Source organism: Pantoea sp. Acro-807 (assembly GCF_011752675.1).
Classification (GTDB): domain Bacteria; phylum Pseudomonadota; class Gammaproteobacteria; order Enterobacterales; family Enterobacteriaceae; genus Pantoea; species Pantoea eucrina.
Genome location: NZ_VWXE01000011.1, coordinates 77,583 through 94,767, shown reverse-complemented (window position 1 = coordinate 94,767; position 17,185 = coordinate 77,583). Strand labels below are relative to the sequence as shown.

The 17,185-nt window shown below is 53.1% G+C and carries 20 protein-coding genes; 6 read left to right on the top strand and 14 right to left on the bottom strand.

Features of this window, described 5'->3' with window-relative positions:
• Together F3J39_RS18230 and F3J39_RS18225 are read left to right on the top strand one after the other, a co-directional pair.
• Window positions 1-250: hypothetical protein (locus F3J39_RS18230; RefSeq protein ID WP_166714569.1), on the top strand; the 250-nt coding region annotated here is incomplete at its 5' end.
• A gap of 26 nt (window positions 251-276) precedes the next feature.
• Window positions 277-876 (top strand): hypothetical protein, encoded by a 600-nt coding sequence (locus F3J39_RS18225; protein ID WP_166714568.1) that lies wholly within the window; start codon window positions 277-279, stop codon window positions 874-876.
• A 31-nt stretch (window positions 877-907) separates the two neighbouring features.
• On the opposite strand, the gene F3J39_RS18220 is transcribed toward F3J39_RS18225, so the two are convergent.
• The 12 genes from F3J39_RS18220 to F3J39_RS18165 form a co-directional block, all read right to left on the bottom strand.
• Window positions 908-3,682 carry a Dam family site-specific DNA-(adenine-N6)-methyltransferase gene (locus tag F3J39_RS18220; RefSeq protein WP_166714567.1) on the bottom strand — a complete coding sequence of 925 codons (2,775 nt, stop codon included), beginning with the start codon at window positions 3,680-3,682 and terminating at the stop codon, window positions 908-910.
• Entirely contained in the window at window positions 3,679-4,587 is a 909-nt protein-coding gene (gene rdgC, locus F3J39_RS18215) for a recombination-associated protein RdgC (RefSeq protein ID WP_166714566.1), read from the bottom strand. The genes F3J39_RS18220 and rdgC overlap by 4 nt, the downstream gene beginning before the upstream one ends.
• Before the next feature lie 64 nt (window positions 4,588-4,651).
• Window positions 4,652-5,260, bottom strand: a complete 609-nt coding sequence (locus F3J39_RS18210) for a baseplate protein (RefSeq protein ID WP_293005212.1) — start codon at window positions 5,258-5,260, stop codon at window positions 4,652-4,654.
• On the bottom strand, window positions 5,257-6,249 hold the full coding sequence (locus F3J39_RS18205; protein ID WP_166714565.1) for a tail length tape measure protein: 993 nt from the start codon (window positions 6,247-6,249) through the stop codon (window positions 5,257-5,259). The genes F3J39_RS18210 and F3J39_RS18205 overlap by 4 nt, the downstream gene beginning before the upstream one ends.
• A 3-nt stretch (window positions 6,250-6,252) precedes the next feature.
• Entirely contained in the window at window positions 6,253-7,026 is a 774-nt protein-coding gene (locus tag F3J39_RS18200) for a baseplate (RefSeq protein WP_166714564.1), read from the bottom strand.
• Window positions 7,023-7,817 carry a phage tail protein gene (locus F3J39_RS18195; protein WP_166714563.1) on the bottom strand — a complete coding sequence of 265 codons (795 nt, stop codon included), beginning with the start codon at window positions 7,815-7,817 and terminating at the stop codon, window positions 7,023-7,025. The genes F3J39_RS18200 and F3J39_RS18195 overlap by 4 nt, the downstream gene beginning before the upstream one ends.
• Window positions 7,817-9,031, bottom strand: a complete 1,215-nt coding sequence (locus tag F3J39_RS18190; protein ID WP_166714562.1) for a phage tail protein — start codon at window positions 9,029-9,031, stop codon at window positions 7,817-7,819. Before F3J39_RS18190 ends, F3J39_RS18195 begins: the two co-directional genes overlap by 1 nt.
• Window positions 9,024-9,356, bottom strand: coding sequence for a hypothetical protein (locus tag F3J39_RS18185; RefSeq protein WP_040113265.1), 333 nt, complete (start codon window positions 9,354-9,356; stop codon window positions 9,024-9,026). Before F3J39_RS18185 ends, F3J39_RS18190 begins: the two co-directional genes overlap by 8 nt.
• A complete protein-coding gene (locus F3J39_RS18180) occupies window positions 9,353-10,006 on the bottom strand; it encodes a maturation control protein (RefSeq protein ID WP_166714561.1) in 654 nt (217 codons plus the stop codon). The genes F3J39_RS18185 and F3J39_RS18180 overlap by 4 nt, the downstream gene beginning before the upstream one ends.
• A gap of 227 nt (window positions 10,007-10,233) precedes the next feature.
• Window positions 10,234-10,527, bottom strand: a complete 294-nt coding sequence (gene nadS / locus F3J39_RS18175; protein ID WP_040113267.1) for a NadS family protein — start codon at window positions 10,525-10,527, stop codon at window positions 10,234-10,236.
• Window positions 10,527-10,844, bottom strand: coding sequence for a hypothetical protein (locus tag F3J39_RS18170; RefSeq protein WP_040113268.1), 318 nt, complete (start codon window positions 10,842-10,844; stop codon window positions 10,527-10,529). The genes nadS and F3J39_RS18170 overlap by 1 nt, the downstream gene beginning before the upstream one ends.
• A 90-nt stretch (window positions 10,845-10,934) precedes the next feature.
• Complete coding sequence (locus F3J39_RS18165) at window positions 10,935-11,561, bottom strand: Ref family recombination enhancement nuclease (protein ID WP_247648293.1); 627 nt, start codon at window positions 11,559-11,561, stop codon at window positions 10,935-10,937.
• Window positions 11,562-12,149: 588 nt separating this feature from the next.
• Here F3J39_RS18165 and F3J39_RS18160 point away from each other — a divergent pair.
• Window positions 12,150-13,031, top strand: a complete 882-nt coding sequence (locus F3J39_RS18160; RefSeq protein ID WP_104086100.1) for a RepB family plasmid replication initiator protein — start codon at window positions 12,150-12,152, stop codon at window positions 13,029-13,031.
• Window positions 13,032-14,098: 1,067 nt separating this feature from the next.
• On the opposite strand, the gene F3J39_RS18965 is transcribed toward F3J39_RS18160, so the two are convergent.
• Window positions 14,099-14,221 carry a hypothetical protein gene (locus F3J39_RS18965; protein ID WP_282097902.1) on the bottom strand — a complete coding sequence of 41 codons (123 nt, stop codon included), beginning with the start codon at window positions 14,219-14,221 and terminating at the stop codon, window positions 14,099-14,101.
• A 134-nt stretch (window positions 14,222-14,355) separates the two neighbouring features.
• The gene (locus tag F3J39_RS18155; RefSeq protein WP_166714559.1) at window positions 14,356-14,652 is read right to left on the bottom strand and encodes a hypothetical protein; all 297 of its coding nucleotides are present in this window, start codon (window positions 14,650-14,652) and stop codon (window positions 14,356-14,358) included.
• A gap of 119 nt (window positions 14,653-14,771) precedes the next feature.
• Here F3J39_RS18155 and F3J39_RS18150 point away from each other — a divergent pair, with 119 nt between their 5' ends.
• The 3 genes from F3J39_RS18150 (at window position 14,772) to umuC (ending at window position 17,080) form a co-directional block, all read left to right on the top strand.
• On the top strand, window positions 14,772-14,945 hold the full coding sequence (locus F3J39_RS18150) for a hypothetical protein (protein WP_166714558.1): 174 nt from the start codon (window positions 14,772-14,774) through the stop codon (window positions 14,943-14,945).
• 445 nt (window positions 14,946-15,390) lie between these two features.
• The gene (gene umuD, locus F3J39_RS18145) at window positions 15,391-15,831 is read left to right on the top strand and encodes a translesion error-prone DNA polymerase V autoproteolytic subunit (protein ID WP_040113297.1); all 441 of its coding nucleotides are present in this window, start codon (window positions 15,391-15,393) and stop codon (window positions 15,829-15,831) included.
• Entirely contained in the window at window positions 15,815-17,080 is a 1,266-nt protein-coding gene (umuC, locus tag F3J39_RS18140; protein WP_166714557.1) for a translesion error-prone DNA polymerase V subunit UmuC, read from the top strand. The genes umuD and umuC overlap by 17 nt, the downstream gene beginning before the upstream one ends.
• The last annotated feature ends 105 nt before the right edge of the window (window positions 17,081-17,185 follow it).

Genomic DNA, 17,185 nt, shown 5'->3' with positions numbered 1-17,185 from the left:
ATTTGAAACGCAGGAGAAATTAAAAAGCAGGGCGGAAGCTATCCACAAAGATAGCTTGGAATCTTATGCGCATTACAAAAAAATCCAAGAAAATGCGTTAAAAACCCATGAAGCCCAGATGGAGAATCTCAAAAAACAAAGAAATTGGCTTGTGCATGCTGGTGCAAATTTGTTGGAAAAAATAAAAATAAAAAAGAATGAAAACATTGAAGATATTTTCAAGGCAGCTTACTTAAAATCTAAAAAATAAATCCATCGGATCGGAGTTTATTATATTTGGCTACTCAAAAAAAATATGTTTTTACGGCTCTTGTCACTGACAAGGATCAACCTCTTGATTTGATGGCTTATGCAATTTATAAAGCTGATAAAAACGAAATTGCTGAGAGTCTTGGTTTGGCTGGAAAGAGTGATGAGGAAATAGACGCAGAACTTCAAAGGTTCCATGATCTTGTGCTCAACAGCCCTAGCCTTATCAGTAATTATAGTGTCAGGGCTCGTGCATTAGGAGAAGGCTTAGTCGTTGAAATAAAAGACCGAATAAAGAAGGAAGCTAAGGCAGATTTCATCGAGCGCGTAGAGCAATTAGTTAAAACAGAGAAGTCTTGGTATAACCACGTTGGAATGTGGGTAATGGATGCTATCAAAGGAGTGTCCTCAACAATCATTGTCATCATTCTCTTTGGCGGCATTTACTCTTTATTTCTAACAAAGGAAGAAAGGAGCAATTTATATAGTGCCGCGACTCAATCTGTTGTTGATGCTGCTAGTGGCGAAATCCCGGTAGTTGATAAGTTTAGAGAGATTAATGCTCAAAAAGAGCGTGAGGCGCAAGAAAGAGCAGCTAAAGAGCAGGCACCCAAACCACAGAACTAATAAGAACCCCGTACAGAGCGGGGTTTTTTGTTCAGAGTAAGGCTATTATGTCGTCTGCCGTTTTGCGCGTGTCGCCCTTACAGGACACAGATCGGCGTGCGGCCAGCGGCATGATCCTGAAGCCGTTGCGCGTATACAAATCCACGACTGACGGCGCGCTGCTGTTGGTAATGACTACTTTAGCGCCGCGCTTGCGCGCTGCCACCAAGCACTCCACCAGCCGCGTCTGATGCTCAAACGTAAAGGCGTTGCCGCTGTATGCGGTAAAGCCGCTTTCGTCCGGCATCGGCTCATAAGGCGGATCGCAGAAAACCACATCACCTTCGCCCGCATGGCCGATCACATCCTCAAACCCGGCGCAGACAAATGTCATTTCTTTCTGCAGGCCAGCGAAGTGCTGCAGTTCATCCAGCGGAAAGTAGTTTGCCCCTGCCTTTTTGTTCCAGCCCACGTTAAACAGGCCTTTCAGGTTATACCGGCACAGCCCGTTAAAGCAGGTGCGCATCAGCGCCAGCAACAGCGCTGCATGCCGCACCGCGTGCGCCTGGCGTCCGTTAAATTCATCGCGCATGGCCACATAGGCTTCGTTAGTGAGACAGCCCTTTTCCAGCTGGTGAGCCGTATCAATCACGGCGTCCGGGTTGCCCTGCAGCTGATTGAAAAGGTTAATCAAATCCGGGTTGATATCCCCCAGCAGGTTGCGCTTAAAGCCTGCGTTGATGAATACGGTACCACTGCCAACAAACGGCTCAATCAGGCGCTTTCCGGCTGGCATTACCGCCAGTATTTCATCAAGCACGGAGTGTTTGCCGCCAGCCCATTTCAGGAACGAACGCGGGTATTTATCCTCTGCAACCTTTCGCGCCGGCGCACGCTTTTTCTTTGCCGCCGGCAGAGCAGGGAGGTCCGCAGGCCGGGTCTCTGCTACGCTGGCCACCAGCATGATCTGATTAGCAATACGATCGCCAATCCAGCGCATAACCGGTACCGCCATAGAGTTACCAATCGCTTTATAACGCGGACCATCAGCCGCCAGGCGGTGCGCCTCTTCTTCAGGCATGTCAGGGTGCGTCAGGCGCAGGTAAGCCATTTCGTCAGCAGCAAGCGCGTTGCGTTTCTTCTCCGGTATCAGTGTCCAGCCATCCGGGAAGCCCTGCAGGCGCTCACATTCTTTGGGCGTCAGGCGCCGGACTTCGCAGCGGGTGACAACAGAAGGGTAGCCCTGTCCGGGCTTTCCGCCGCCGGCCGACAGTGCGCCCGTTATCTGTCCGTCGCCGTTGAACAGGCGGACTTCACCACGAGTGTTTTCAGCAAACGCTGCGTGCTCCTCACAGCGGGCAACACATGGCGCTGCATCACCTTTGCCCGTTTCGCCTGATTCAGCGTTAAGTGTGTGGCACAGTTCGCCCATGTCACCGCGTCCGTTGCGCGCTATGCGAGTCTGGAAGCCGTAGGCAACCGCTGGTGGTGCGCCGGCGTTAGCGTGGCTGGCAGCATGACTGCCAGCGCGAAGCGTCGGTGATAACCCTTCTGCCACGTCCTGCCCGTGGTCTTTAGAGGAAAAAGCCAGTATCGCGTTTTCCTGTCCCTGATTTCGTCCAATGGTATGCGCCAGATTATTCAACACATCCGGGTCTTGCGTGCCATGAACAACACTTACCGCAATGCTCTCATGGTCAGCCCCGGACTTAGCGCGCAGTGCTGATACACCTTCAGCAAAAGAGCCGTGTTCGTTTGAGGAGAAGGCGACAACGGGCGTGCCGCGCCCGGTGCCATCTTCTGAGGCATCATGTCCTTCAGCTGTCAGGGTGTGGCTCACTTCGCCCGTGGCGCTCTGTACTGCAAACGTCTCTACGTCAAAATCATTACGCTGCCCTTTAGCCGTCAGGCACGCTGCCACATCCAGCGCGCCGGAACAGTTGCCGCCACCAAATGCAACAGGAGGAGAATAGCTGCCGTCACAGTCTGCTGATTTGAGGCCGTTATCGCACTCAGAAACTAAATGACCGGCTGCGGCGTGTGCGAAGTCAGGGCCACCGATTCCAACGCCACTTGCAGTAAGGGCGGCAACTGCCTTCCCCGTTTTTCGGCACGGCGGAGAATCCCGGCGCATGCCGTCGAACTCAAGAAGTATTTCTGCGGGATCAACATCGTTTCGAGCACTTGCGACAACGAAGATACGACGGCGGCGTTGGGCCACTCCGAAGTATTGGGCATCAAGGAGTCGCCAGGCGAGTTTGCGCTGTCGCCCATAAACGCAACCAGACTTTGGCCACTTCGGAACATGCTTACGCTCGCTTTTGTTCCAGCGCCAGCCCGGTCCGCTTTTGCCGTGCTCAGGTCTTGGGCCTGGTTCAAATGCTTCATTTTCGCCAGCCATTCCGGCAAGGAAGAATCCAAAGGCGTTGTCAGGTGTGCTGAGACTTCCTGGCACGTTTTCCCACAGGTGGACGGCAGGCTGCTCGCCGTTTTCAATTCGTTTTTCATCAATGGCGTTCGCTAAATCTACATAAGAAAGGGTGAGCTGACCGCGCGGGTCGTCAAGGCTTTTACGGAGCCCGGCGATAGAAAACGCCTGGCAGGGGGTGCCGCCAACCATGACGGCCGGCGCCGGAATAGAACCGGCGCGAACGCCGGCCGCAATCTTTGTCATGTCGCCCAGGTTCGGCACGTCCGGGTAACGGTGAGACAGCACGGCTGCAGGAAACTTTTCTATCTCAGCAAACCATGCGGCTGTCCATCCCAGCCCGTCCCAGGCCACGCTTGCCGCTTCAATGCCGGAACAGACAGAGCCGTAAGTGATCATCGTTTTGCCTCACCGCCCAGCGCATCCACCAGCCCGGAGAAGAAAGCAGAAAACTCGGACGTGAACAGCATAAAATCAGCCAGCATGCGTGCGCGCTGATCCTCACGGTCAATATCATCGTTCTGCTCAGTGAGCATGTCGGCATACTTAATGCCCTTAATGCTCAAATCGTCCGCCACACGGCAGAAAATGCGTTCCTGCCAGTCAAGGCTCAGGTGCGTGACTACTTTCCCGGCCTCAATGTGCGCGCGCACTTCATCGCTGATTAGATCCTGCTTCTTACAGCGGATTTTGCCGCCTTCTTCCAGAATCGCCGCGAGTTCAGCCTCGTCGCCCAGCAAAAAGCCCGCCGGCAGGTCGCCGGAGCGCAGCCATTCAGTCAGCGTGAGTTCGACAGGCTCCTCAGCCATCAGCGGCACAACCGGCAGCGAGCCGATAGTTTTGCGCAGCATGGCGAGCATATCCTCTGCCGCTTTGGCGCTGGCTGCGTCAACGTAGATGCGGCTATTTACGCTGTCGATCCAGATAAAAGCCTGCGTGCGGCGGGTAAAGGCGCGCGGCAGCAGCGTGTGAAGGGCTTCATCCTTCAGGGAAACGCGTTCGCTGCGACGCACCTTGCGCGCTTCTTCCTGCTCAATTTTCGCAACGCGGTCAGCCACAAACTCGTTAAGCGTGGCGGCGGGCATGATTTTGCTTTCGGTCTGACAGCACAGCAGGTACTGGCCGTTTTCAGCCAGCAGCAATTCATCTGAGGTAATGTTGATCCAGCCGGATTTCGCCATGTCCTGCGCGGCACAGGGGGTAAACGCCATTGTCTGCAGTTGCTGCGCCAGTTCTTCCGCGTCTAACGGAATGTCCCGGTTCAGGCCATAGACCATGACATTTTTGAAGAAGGGAGATTTCATGCAGAAAAGCCTCAATGCGGATATTAACCACATTCTAAGGATTTTCTTAGATTACGCATAATAATTACTGACTGAACTCAAACTGAGGCGCTGTAGCGCTGTAGGTATCGCCTGAACTAAACACGGTTTTCCCGCCTGCTTTGACCGTCACATTGCCGCCCACGTCGATAACCAGATCACCCGGCCCCAGAATGTAAATCTGCCCGCTTTCATTCATGCCTATGCGTGAACCGCTGGCCGTGTTGGTAATTTCATACCCGCCACCAGCGGACCGGACCTCCAGCAGATTATTACGATGCGAGACAAAATCTTCCGTTGCGTTCAGGGCAGGGCGCGCCGGTGCGCCGTCAACGGCTGGTGGCTCGTAGGCGCTGCCCTGTCCGGAGGCTTCAGGTGCCACGCTCGGCACGCCGCCTGGCGCTGATTGTGCCGCACCGGTGATAAGCGGCCGGCGCGTGTCCGGGCGCCCGCGCGCGTCGGTGTACGGAAACTCTACCCACACTTCATCCCCCGTTTTGCAGGGAACAAACGCGTTGCCTATAGGCAGCTGGTATTCAGCCCAGGGCAGCGTCTCCGCTTCGACGTCCGCCCACTGCGGTGTAAGGCGGATCTGCGCGCGCATGTGTCCTGACGGGTCTTTGGTGGCCGTGATTACGGCGCGTTGCTTACTCACTGGTTGGGTACTCCTAAAATCATGCGCGTGGTGTAGCCGATGCGATCCTCATGGTGAATGGCTGCGGACACGATAAAGTTTTTCGGCAGCGTTTCATCCGTCTGGTTTTCCGGGTCATAGCGGTGGATCTGCACGCCTATCACCATGCCGGCGGTAATGTCCGCGTTGCCGCTGACCTCGATATCCAGCTTTGGAATAAGCACGCGCCCCATGTTGGTGAGCGTGGCCACGTCGGCATCAGAGATATATTTAACCGGCTTGGATTTATCGCCCACGGCAATGTAGCCGTCAGTCATGGAGTAACCCACAAACTGATAATCAGCGCTGCTTGTGGCGGCGGCGTCCTGGTTGATATGGCTCAGTTTGCTTATCGTGTATTCCGCTTTCGGGTTATTGGCTTCATAGACAACCGCCGGTTTCGTGCCAATGAGTTTGCCTATCTCCTTCATGCAGAACATGCCGCGGGCGCACCACACCAGCGCGCCATGATCTTCTGCCATCTGGCGCAGAACGCCGGACGGCTTCTCGCTCATATTCAGGTGATAGGTCATCGCTTTTTTGAATGCGTCAGCCTCGATCGTCAGTGTGCCGGCAAACTCTTTCATGACGTCGCCAGGCTGACGATCGGCGTACAGGCGCACGCGGGCTGAGGGCGTTTTCAGTCGCTTCAGGTCGGCTGACACGGCGATAATGCGCACCACGTCGCCGCTGGCCGGCGCGGACGTAACGAAAAACGTCTCACGGTACGCGCCGCGCTTCCCGGTCGGGTCGCCCAGCTCCGCCACCAGCGTTGCGCCGTAGCGGGCGCCCATTTCGTCCATCAGCTTGCCTTCGGGATCGTGTGCCTCCAGCACCAGCAGCGGGGCAGTGAGGGCGGTTTTCTCAATGTAGAGCGCCGACGTTATCCAGCTGCGCGGCAGTTCTTTGTCATTGATGATCACCGACTGCAGGAAGTACTGCATGGGCTTGTTCTTCTGCTCTGCTGCCATCCGTTATGCCCCTGCCGGCGCAAGCTGCGTGTCGTGGCGCACGCTGCGCGCCGTGACTTCGTATGCCGTCAGCACGTCCACCATGACGATCATCGACGTCTGGCAGGCGTAGATGCGCTCCTGAGAGAACGGCGGCGACATATCGCTGTACATGATGGATTTTGCGTCCTGAATGCTGCAGTTGAGCTCAACCGGCCAGCCAGCCAGCTTGTCATGCGCAATAAAGCGGGTGGAAAAGCGCGATCGGAAGTTAGCGGCCAGCGTATTGCACATCAGCGACAGCGTATCTTTGTCGCTGGCAATCAGCGTGATGGTGTAGTTCAGCGAGGCCTGCGCGGCTTCAATCTCCGCCAGCGGCTTATCATCCTGCTCAGACGCGACCACATCGGCGTAGTTGCGGCGGTCAATCTCATGATCGTTGTTGTCGTAGGTGATATCGAACCCGCGGGAAAGGTTGATAACCGGCAGCGCGTCGCGGTTGATGTTCGGCATATCTTCCTGCTTTACGCTGTGGCGTCCGGCGCCCGCCTGGCGGACGGCGCGCAGAAACTCCAGCACGTCATCAAACTTGCCGACGAATACCCGATCCTCCGGTTTGCGTGCCAGGAAGGCGGCGTAGCGCGCTTCATGCGGGCGCGGTGCGACAATGACAGCGCCGCGGAACACGTCATTCAACGCCTTTGCAATGGCGGCATCAGCAGCGGTAAAGCCCGTACTCTGCATCTGGCCGGTGCGCGTGGTTTCCCATTCGCGGGTGCGGGCGAGTAATTGTTTCATTCGATACGTCCGTTGCTGGTGGTGTCAAAGTTGCGGGCGGGAATGCAGTAGTAGAGCGATCCGACGTTCTGCGTGCCGAAGCCGTAAATGCGGTGGACGTACCACCAGCGGCGCGCCAGGGTGCCGCTGGCCATCTCTTCATTCCACTCAAGGATTGAGCCAACCGGCACGCCTTCTGCAGCAATGCGCAGGATCAGCACGTCGTCGGTTAAGCCGTCCTGCTCGTCGCCGGCATCGAGCACCTGGAAACTCTCGCGCTCGTCCGGGCAGTCCAGCACCGTGACAATGGCCGGATCGGCATCCTGATAGCTCAGCGTGCGCTGGTTATTGTTCAGTTCGGTAAACGCGGGTTGTTCAAAGCCGGTTTCGTCGTCCACCTCGCCCACATCGCGCATATCCGGCAGGTACAGCAGCGCCTGAAACGCGCTGTAGTCGCTCTCTATTGCCTTAACCCAGTCGCGGCGGACCATGTTGTTAAAGGGGGCGTGACCTTTAAAGCGGGGCTTAATCGCCGTGCTTTGCTCGCGTGCCGCCAGGGCATCCGGCAGCGGGGCGCTCAGCGGGTCATAATCCTCACTGCTGCTGCCGTCAGGATCATCAGCACCGCCAGTGGCAGCGCCATCGGGTGAGGCGGCGGCGGATTCGCCAGACGCTTCCAGATCGGTTGCAGCGCTGCTGCTGTCCGGCACATCTTCTGCAGGCGCTGCAGGCGTGGGCTGCTCTGTTTCACTGCGGGTTTCCTCGCTGGTGGAAGGGGGCGTGTCATTAAGAAATTCGTCGTAGCGTCCCATTACTGATTACCTGCTTTTGTCTGGTTCTTTGCGTAGTCGATAAACATTTTTTCCGCCTGCGCGCGCGGCGTGCCGCTCAGCACCAGGGCATCAATGAACGTCTGGCGCTGGATCTTCGCCTGGTCGGCCAGCTGCTGACGCAGCAGCGCGTTTTTTGCCTTTTCGTCCGCCAGCTGCGCCTGCTTTTTCGCCGCGCGGGCGCGCTCCGTGGCAGTAACCTTTTTGGCGCGGGTCAGCTGGCCGCGCAGCTTGTCGATCCGGCCATCGTCGTTGCTCAGCCGCTTCGCCAGCGCGCTCATGCGCTTCTGGTATTTCTCATGCTCGCGCTTTACGGCGGCGGCGTTGGTCTGCGAGTTGCGGTTGCGGTTGAACTTCGCCTTATCGGCGTCGGTGAAGTGCTCAGTGGTTTTACGCGGATCATCGCCGTAAGCGTTGTTGCCGGCGCTTTTGAGCATCGCCTGGCCGATCCGCACCTGCCATGAGGCGGACTGCAGGCGGGTAAAGGCGTGAATGACGTGCTTACAGGCCACGCCTTTCAGGTTCGGGTTTTTCTCTTTCGGGTAGGCGTACTCTTTTGGCGGGGCAAGGGCGAAATTCCCCGCCGTGGCAATGTAGCGGTACCAGTACTGGTGACGGCCACAATCGCAATCAAAAGAGACGCGGCCAGCGCAGAGTCGCTTGGCAATTTTGGCGCTGTCTTTGCCATCCGTGACCTCCTCGATCAGCTGATCCCACTCCTCAAAGCGGAACTTCACGCGGTGATGTTTATCAACCGATACGGCGGACGCCTCTACGCTTACCGTGAGCACGTTGTGTTTGAGCGTGGTGGGCGTGGCGCGCTTAATACCGGAACCGTCGTCCACGCGGTTATTGGCGCGCTTAATGTCGATCTGCTGACTGCCCGCCACCAGCTGCGCATACGTGATCCCCGCAACAGCCGCGTTGAACTGCTGGCGTGCGCCGGCGCGATTTTTCTCAAACCCTTTAAGATCCTCTCTGGTGTAGAAGGTGCCGGACTTCTTTTTGCCCAGGGCAATAATGTCGTCGAGCGCCTTGTTCTTCAGGGTGAGAGGGTTAAGCGTGCGATGCGCAATGCGGCGCGATCGCCGGCGGTCTTTGTCTATCTGGTCGAACACGCGGGAGAACTCTTTAGAGGAGAGCCCGGCGGTGTCGTAGCGCCCGGATTCGGTGCGGGCAAACGGAGTATCAGCCACTGATTAACTCCGGCTTGCCGCCCGCGTATTCGCGCATGCGATTACGCAGCCACGCCATATCCGGCAGGGAAAGCGTCTGGCCGGCGGGCAGCGGCTCCATTTCTGACTCAATCCCGCACAGCAGCCGGAAAATCCAGCGCAAATCCGCGTTGCCCTCATAGGCGCGGTATGCCGCCAGGTCAGCGCGGAATATCTCGTCGAGACGGATGGTGTAGTCCTGATTCTCTTCGTGAAAAGATGCGGAACGCTTTATAACTTCCTGGTGAAAGAGGCTGCGCAGCACTACATCCTCAATAGAGCGATCGTCGAGGCGGTTATAACTCACAGAATCCGCTCCTCGTCGCTGATGCGCATCCCGGCCAATGTCTCCGGCACGGCCTCAGCGGCTTTGATTTTCTCGTAGCCGATAAGGCGCTTAAACGCGTCCATGACGGACGGCTTTTCTTCAGCTGCAGCGGCGCTCATGGCGTTAACGTAGTCCGCTGACGCCACGTTGTTGTAGCCCACGGCAAAGCAGCACAGGATGGTGAGCACATGCTCCGGGCGTATATCACGCCAGTTGATGCGGTACACCTCCTCGCCGCTGGCGTTGTACTCCACCTCCACAATGGAATCGGGGATCTCGAATGCGCCTTTGTTTTCTTTCGGCAGCGCGAGATTTTCCTGCAGCATGAGCTCGTTGTAACGCTCAATACCGATCAGCACCGCCGCGCGGCCATCGCTGCCTTTTGCTTTGAGAGAAACATGATTGCCGCCCACTACGCCGGACACTTTGCCCGTGGCTTCATCCACCAGCACCTTAAAGCCCTGCGCGCGCAACGTCTCAATGTAAGGCGTGAGTTTGGCTACCTGTGCCCGCATGCCGTTTGGCAGCGGCTGCGGCTTTGACATAACCAGCGTGTGATCTTCGTAAATGGCGGTGATAGCCATTGGCTGACTGGTTGAGAGACTGATTACTGCGATTTTCTGTTTCACGTCTGTACCCCTGAAAAGGCGAAAGGCCGCATATAGCGGCCTCTCTGGCTTTTAACGTTCCCAACCGCGCGTTGCAGATTAGGTAAGTTGTCAAAAATTCCATCAGGGAACCGCTAACAGCTTGGGGCGACTTTAAGCGGTTTGTAATTTGCGGTGTTACAGGTCAAGCAGTTTTTTTAGAAAATAAAAAAGGCCGCTTAGTAGCGACCTTTTGATATTGGAGTGCGTTATCGAACAGATAAGGCTTTAATCACGTTAACCGGATCGTGTTCTATCGCTCGAAGCAGCGCCTGAGCAGGGCCGGTTGGTTTACGGCGTCCTTGTTCCCAGTTTTTTAACGTGTCCACGCTTACAGATATAAGTGTTGCAAAGCCGGACTGCGAAAGCCCGGTTTTGTCGCGTAGTTGTTTGATGCTTGACTGATTAACCTCAGTCACGCGGGAAGGCTCCGCAGAGCCTTCGATAATTTCGTTCATTTGCCCCATGCTGGCAGTAAGGCGACTAAACAGTTTCTGATCCATTACCAACTCTCATTCATTTTGCGGAGAATTTTCTTCTCGTCTGGCGTCAGGTCGTCTTTAATGCCTTTGGCATACATCAGAATCAGTCTGATCTGATCGGCAGCGGAGACGTGATAGTAAATCACTCTGACACCCCCTCGTTTACCTTTGCCTTTTGACGGAACAGCCCATCTTATTTTTCTTAACCCGCCTGATTGCTGAATCACATCACCTGACGTTGGATTATCAGCAAGGTGTTGCTGAAAGTCTTTGTATTCATCGTCAGTCAGTAACTCCTTAACATCTTCCGTAAAAATCGGAGTCTCAATAAATATCATAGCTGTACGCCACTGGCTTATCAATAAGGCTAGTTTACATGATTACAGCTATACGTCAATGGCGTATAGCTGCACGTACTTAATTGTCGTCTAAGCCCCGACAGTATTGGAGTTTAGAAGATGCCCGATGCTTGCCAGACTGTAAGCCTTTGCCATTAACTGCATTTCCGATCCGTTATGCCGGGTGAACTCTGCCTTGCCGCCTGTTATGCCGTCCGCGTGTACCGGCACCAGCCAGGGAAACTCTGCGCGGACGTTTTCAGGTGCGGCGTGCTGGTGGTGGTAAACGCAAAGGGGGATCTGCAGCAAGTGCGCGCCGGGTTTTGTGCGACCGTCAATGTGATGGAGGCTGATTCGCGGTGATTCCTTCCCGTGCTGTAGGCAGGCAATGCAGGGCAGCTTGCCTAATGCATCCATAACCACGCGCTCCGCTGCCGTAGGCGTTCGCCCTTTAAGTCCTTTTCCTGATGCGCTGGCGCGCGTTCGTGGCTTCGCTGTTATCCGTGCAGGCTTTTTCTCCTTTAGGCGCTCAGAGGCGCTTACAGCGCGTTTCAGCGCTTTCACTCTTTGCTCTGCTTTCCATTCCGGCGAATTACGCCGCTCAATCTGTCTGGCGATCATTCTGCTAGCGCTGGCCTGCTGCTTATCATACTGCTGCTGGCGGTACTCCGGATCGGCCTGCTTGGCTGCTTGTTTTTCGCGCTGGCGCTGCAACATTCTGGCCTGTTTTTCCCGTGCTGCCTGATACTGTGACGCTTCCATGTGTGACCTATTCTAAAATTTTCCTTAGATTTTTGATCAATTAAATGATGTTGTAAAGCGTCATGGAATTATCCAGTGGGAGATTTAAGATTTCTGCGAGCAGGCTACCAGTGTGCTTGTACGTCGCTTACAGCTGCGATCTACGGTTCATGTGTGCCACGGGGAATACGGTAAAGAAAGCGCTGCAGAATGCCGCTGAGGCGGTGATACACGCGATTAGCAGTGAGATGTGAGAGCGGCATATGGTGCTGGAGTGTGAATAACTGCTTAGCCTCATGAGTTATCCACTTATCCACTGAATAGATCCTAAAAATAGATCATTAGTAGATCAAAGATAGATCAAAGAAGATCACCGCAGCTATAAAACAATGATTTAAAAGATAAAAACAGTGTTTTGCGTTAGTCTATTCATGGTAAACGTTAGTCTATTCATGGTAAACGTTAGTCTATTCATGGCAAATGTTAGTCTATTCATGGTAGGTTGTTAGTCTATTCATGGTAGCGAACCAGATTACTCACATTCCACAGTGGCAGAATGATATCATGCAAAAAGATAATGAAATCATAACTATATCTGATGCTCTATGTGTTGAAGGTGGCGATAATGGGGAAAGTTATACTCTTACGCCAACTGATAACAAAACAGTTCAGCCTATTGCTCTCATGCGCTTAGGGATTTTCGTTCCTGGTTCCAAAAGGTTGCCTTCGCGTGGGTATGTATCTGTAGATGCTACTCAAGAATTGGGCACCTTAGAACTTGCCAAATCAGAGGGTTATACGGATATTTCTATTCGTGGAAGCCGTCTCGATATGAGCACGGATTTTAAAACATGGATCGGCGTTATTCGTGCGTTTTCAAAGCATGGCAAAAGTAGCAACCGAATTACCCTGCCTTTCACTGAATTTGCCAAGCTAACCGGCATAGCCGTTGACGATATAAATCAGCGTTCGAGAGACAGATTCTTTGATTCTCTGGTGCGCCTGTCCTCTTTAGTAGTCTCTTTCAAAAATAAAGACGGAAGCAAGGTTACGATCACGCACCTGCTTCAATACGCTACCTATGACATTAAGAGTGACACCATCAGTTTGGAAGGTGACTCACGCCTATGGGAGCTTTATAGCTACGATCACAAGGTTTTGCTGCAGCTTAAAGCTATTCAGGCATTACCACGAAAAGAGTCAGCACAAGCGTTATATGTCTACATCGAAAGCATGCCAAACAGTGCATTACAGCTGTCGTTACCGAGGCTACGTGAACGTCTCAATCTAAGATCTAGCCTTAGTGCGCAGAACCTTGCAGTACGAAACGCTATGAAAGAGCTGGAGAAGATTGGGTATTTGACATACAGCGAAGTGAAAAAAAACGGGACGGTATTTTTCCTGATTCACTCGCGCAAACCTGGCTTAAGACCTCAATTGAATTGAGCGTTAGTCTGTTCATGGCAACTGCGGTGTAGCTCACAGCAACGTTAGTCTATTCATGGTAATGAGTGTTATTTACTCACAATGTACAAATAACCGGCGGTTTAGACTAACGTCACCATGAATAGACTAATAGCTGGTTCAAAAATAGCCGCTTTACCATGCACAGACTAACAAATTCAACTCTTCCAAGCCGTGAGCCCTCCAGTGCTACCGGTAGTAATCACGAAAACGTTAGTCTATTCATGGTAAAAGCTGGCTAACACATACATATCGTTAGTCTATTCATGGATAAATCGGCATCAGTTCCTAAAATTGAGTGTTTTGTATACTGATTGTCTGGTTTGCCATGAACAGACTAACAGTTGCCATGAATAGACTAACTTCTACCATGAATAGACTAACGATGTTTGCAAGCATGGTAGCCACCAGCTATCTGACGGAAAATGTATATAAACATGCCGAGCGTGTTTGCAAACATGATGGACGCTGATCATGCACGGTACATCGCCCCGGTGTAGGTCGGCTGTCACTCACGCCAGCATGTTTATAAACACTTCTCAGCCTGGCACCCGATCCCATCATGTTTATAAACACTGTTCGTCTATTCATGGCAACGGCTGACGCCTGCCATGAAACCAGCAACACGGCAGCGATTGGCCGTTTAGGTGTGAGGGCAATTTCTACATTTTCCACAATCGGCCCTGCCGCTGGTGGCTGTCATGTTTGCAAACATCGTTAGTCTATTCATGGTGAATGTTGCTGGTTTCATGGTAGAGGGGCGCGCAGCCACCAAATATGTTCGCAATATGTACAGATTGAGCCTGTTTACCATGAATAGACGAACATTTGCCTGCTAACTGAGTGGGCTACCATGAATAGACTAACGCTGCCATGAAACCAGCAACTTGAGGGCAAATCTTACATAGATGGTGAGCGGATCGTCTTTTAAGCTTGCATTAGCTAGAAAATTGTTTGTGTTCCGGTTGATGGTTGAGCGACCTTGCGAAATAAACTGCACCAATGCGCGTATTTCACAAACAAAAAAGCCGCCTGAAGGCGGCTTACTATCACTTACTGTGGATCACTGTCACCGGAGCATTGATGGTGGTATTGATGTTCATACCCTCACCGCCGCTATAGGCGTTCAGTAATGCCATCAGCAGTGACACAACAAGTGCGTTGCGTCCCATGCATGGAGCCTTACGGTTTGACCAGTGGCGTTCGGCGCGCCGCGCAAGAGAGTGAAATCTTCTGCTTGTGCTTGGTCGGGTGAATAAAACATCAAGGTTCCGAAAGGGCTGAGAATCCCCCTTGATGCATCTCCTTACTGGAGAGCTTGCAGATTACTATGCTGTGTAATTATTTCTAGAGTTGATTTTTGGCAAAAAACCAGTCCTATAAGTGAGCAAAAACCATGATTCCGCAGCCCATAAGGTTTAGAGTTGCTGCCAACGCCTTCATACTTTTTTTTAAACTTGTACTGGCTTTTTCTAACCGTATACTGACTACTGAAATCTTCTGCTTGTGTTTGCTGTTTAAGCAAATCTGCAGTGGCGAAAATCGCCTGAGAACGGTGTTCGCCTTTCTGGTAAATTGCCTGAGAACAGTTTTCCGGATTCATCAAAACCGCCTACGGGCGGTTTTTTTGTAGCTGCTTTTAGACTGGAAAATAGCCTATTTGCCAGCGGAGCCATTTACTCCATTATGTCTTGTTGGCTCGCATTGATTCGGGACAATCCTATGAAAACTGTCGATAGCATTGCTGCGCGCGCAGCATGGGACGCTACGATTGATGCTGCGCTCAATGAGCCAATGAAGATAACCCGGGAAGGGGAAAGCGTTGTGATGGTGTCTGGGAGCCTATATGAAACGCTGCAGCAGTTGCTGCTGGAAAAGGATATGAAGTATTGCTGAAACGTCACGCAGGCACCTTTAAAGCGCTGGCTTACAGGTAAAGTAGGGGCATTTAGATCCGGCCACCACCATAAAAAAAGCCGCTATGTGCGGCCTTTTTTTTAGGTTCAGGAAATTGTTTTCAGAAGAGGGTAAAGCATTTCATTAGATTTTAGTTTGTTCCCTCTGTCGTCATATGACACCCACTGCTTTTTCTCAAATGCGATGTGATAATCACCGCGATCTATGCGTAATGGCTGCTCTTTCACGCGTGAATCACGGAACCCTTTTGCTCTCCAGTACCCGCGCCACTTATCAAGCTCAATCTTCTTTAAACCCAAATTCATTATGCGAAAATTCTTAAAGTTTTAGACTTTGATTAATTCTACCTGAAATCGCCCACTGGTCAATTCCGTGCGCGTAATCTTATACTGTATTTTTATACAGGCAAAAGGAGGTGGATATGATGCGATTAGAACTGATAGCCAAACCGGCACACACCGCGCCACGACAGGCGTATTTACAGTTTCTGGAGAAGGTGGCAGCAGGTTTTCCGTCGCCGGCAATAGGCTACGAAGATACACCGCTGGATCTTAATGAGTACTGCGTCCGGGCTAAAACGGCGACCTATTTTGTCCGCTGCCAGGGCGAGTCGATGATTGATGCCGGTATTTTTGACGGCGATTTGCTGGTGGTGGACAAGTCGCGCACGGCAGCAGACGGACAGATTGTGATTGCCTCAGTGGATGGGGAATTTACGGTAAAAAAGCTGCAGCTGAAGCCGGAGCCGATGTTGCTGGCGATGAACCCGCGCTATAAGCCGATCCCGATTGAGCCGGAGTCACTGGAAATATGGGGCGTGGTCACTTACGTGATCCACAGTACTGACAATGTTTCTTCACAGTGACGTTAACGCGTTCTACGTGTCCGCCGAGCTGGCATTCAGACCGGACCTGTACGGGCGACCGGTGGTTGTCGCGACGAACAATGACGGGTGCATAGCCGCACTGAACAAAGAGGCGAAAAACGCAGGGCTGAAGCGGGGCGATCCGCTGTTTAAAATCCGCGACACAATCCGGCGCTATGGCGTGGTGGTATTCAGCAGCAACTACACGCTGTACGACGCATTCAGTAAGCGCTTTCATTCCATTGTAGGTGAGCACGTTCCTAACTTGGAAGCATACTCAATTGACGAGGTATTTGGCTCTCTGGATGGCATGTCAAAGCTGGTGGACTATCAGGCGTTTGGAGAGGAGATCCGCCGAACCGTCATCCAGCACACCACGATGAAGTGTGGCGTGGGGATAGCGGAAACCAAGACGCTCTGTAAGGTTGCCACGCACGCAGCAAAGACCTGGCCGAAAACAGGCGGTGTGGTAGTGCTGACCGACCCGGCACGGCGTGACAAGCTGCTGTCGCTGTTGGACGTGTCCGAAACGTGGGGAGTAGGGAGCCGGATAGCCGCCAGGCTGCGCATGATGAACATCAAGACGATGCTCGACCTTGCCCGCGCTGACACAACCACGATCCGCAAAACGTTTAATGTGATGCTGGAGCGCACGGTAAGAGAGCTGCGCGGCGAACGCTGCTTTGAGCTTGAGGAGAACCCGCCCACGAAACAGCAAATCGTGGTGAGCCGGTCCTTTGGCAAGCGCCTCACCAGCCTGGACGAAGTGAGCAACGCTGTTTGTTTCTTTGCCACCAGCGCCGGCGAAAAGCTGCGGCGTGAAAAGCAGTACTGTCGGAATATCACGGTATTCATCCAGACAAGCAAACACGATCCGAACTACCCGTATTACTCGCGCGGCGCCAGCCACTCGTTTACCACGGCCACACAGGACACTCGCGATCTGATTGATGCCGCCGTTCGCGGCCTGCGGGCTATCTGGCGCGATGGCTACCAGTATGCAAAGGCAGGCGTGATGCTGGGGGAGTTCTGCGGCTCTGAGCAGCAGCTTAACCTGTTTGATGAAGCGCCGCCGCGCCCTGGCAGCGATAAGCTGATGGCCGTTATGGACAAACTGAACAGCTACCAGCGTGGCACGCTTTTTCTGGCAGGTCAGGGCGTGAATCCGGCCTACCAGATGAAGCGGGAAATGCTCTCACCACGCTATCTCACCCGATGGGAAGAGTTACCGGTAGTAAAAATAAAATAGGGTGCTTTAAACCCTGGAATTACAATAATTTAGGTTAAGTATAATCAGCCACTATGTTACCCCGTATTTATTCATTGCAGCAGCCGATCAAATGTTGATCACCTT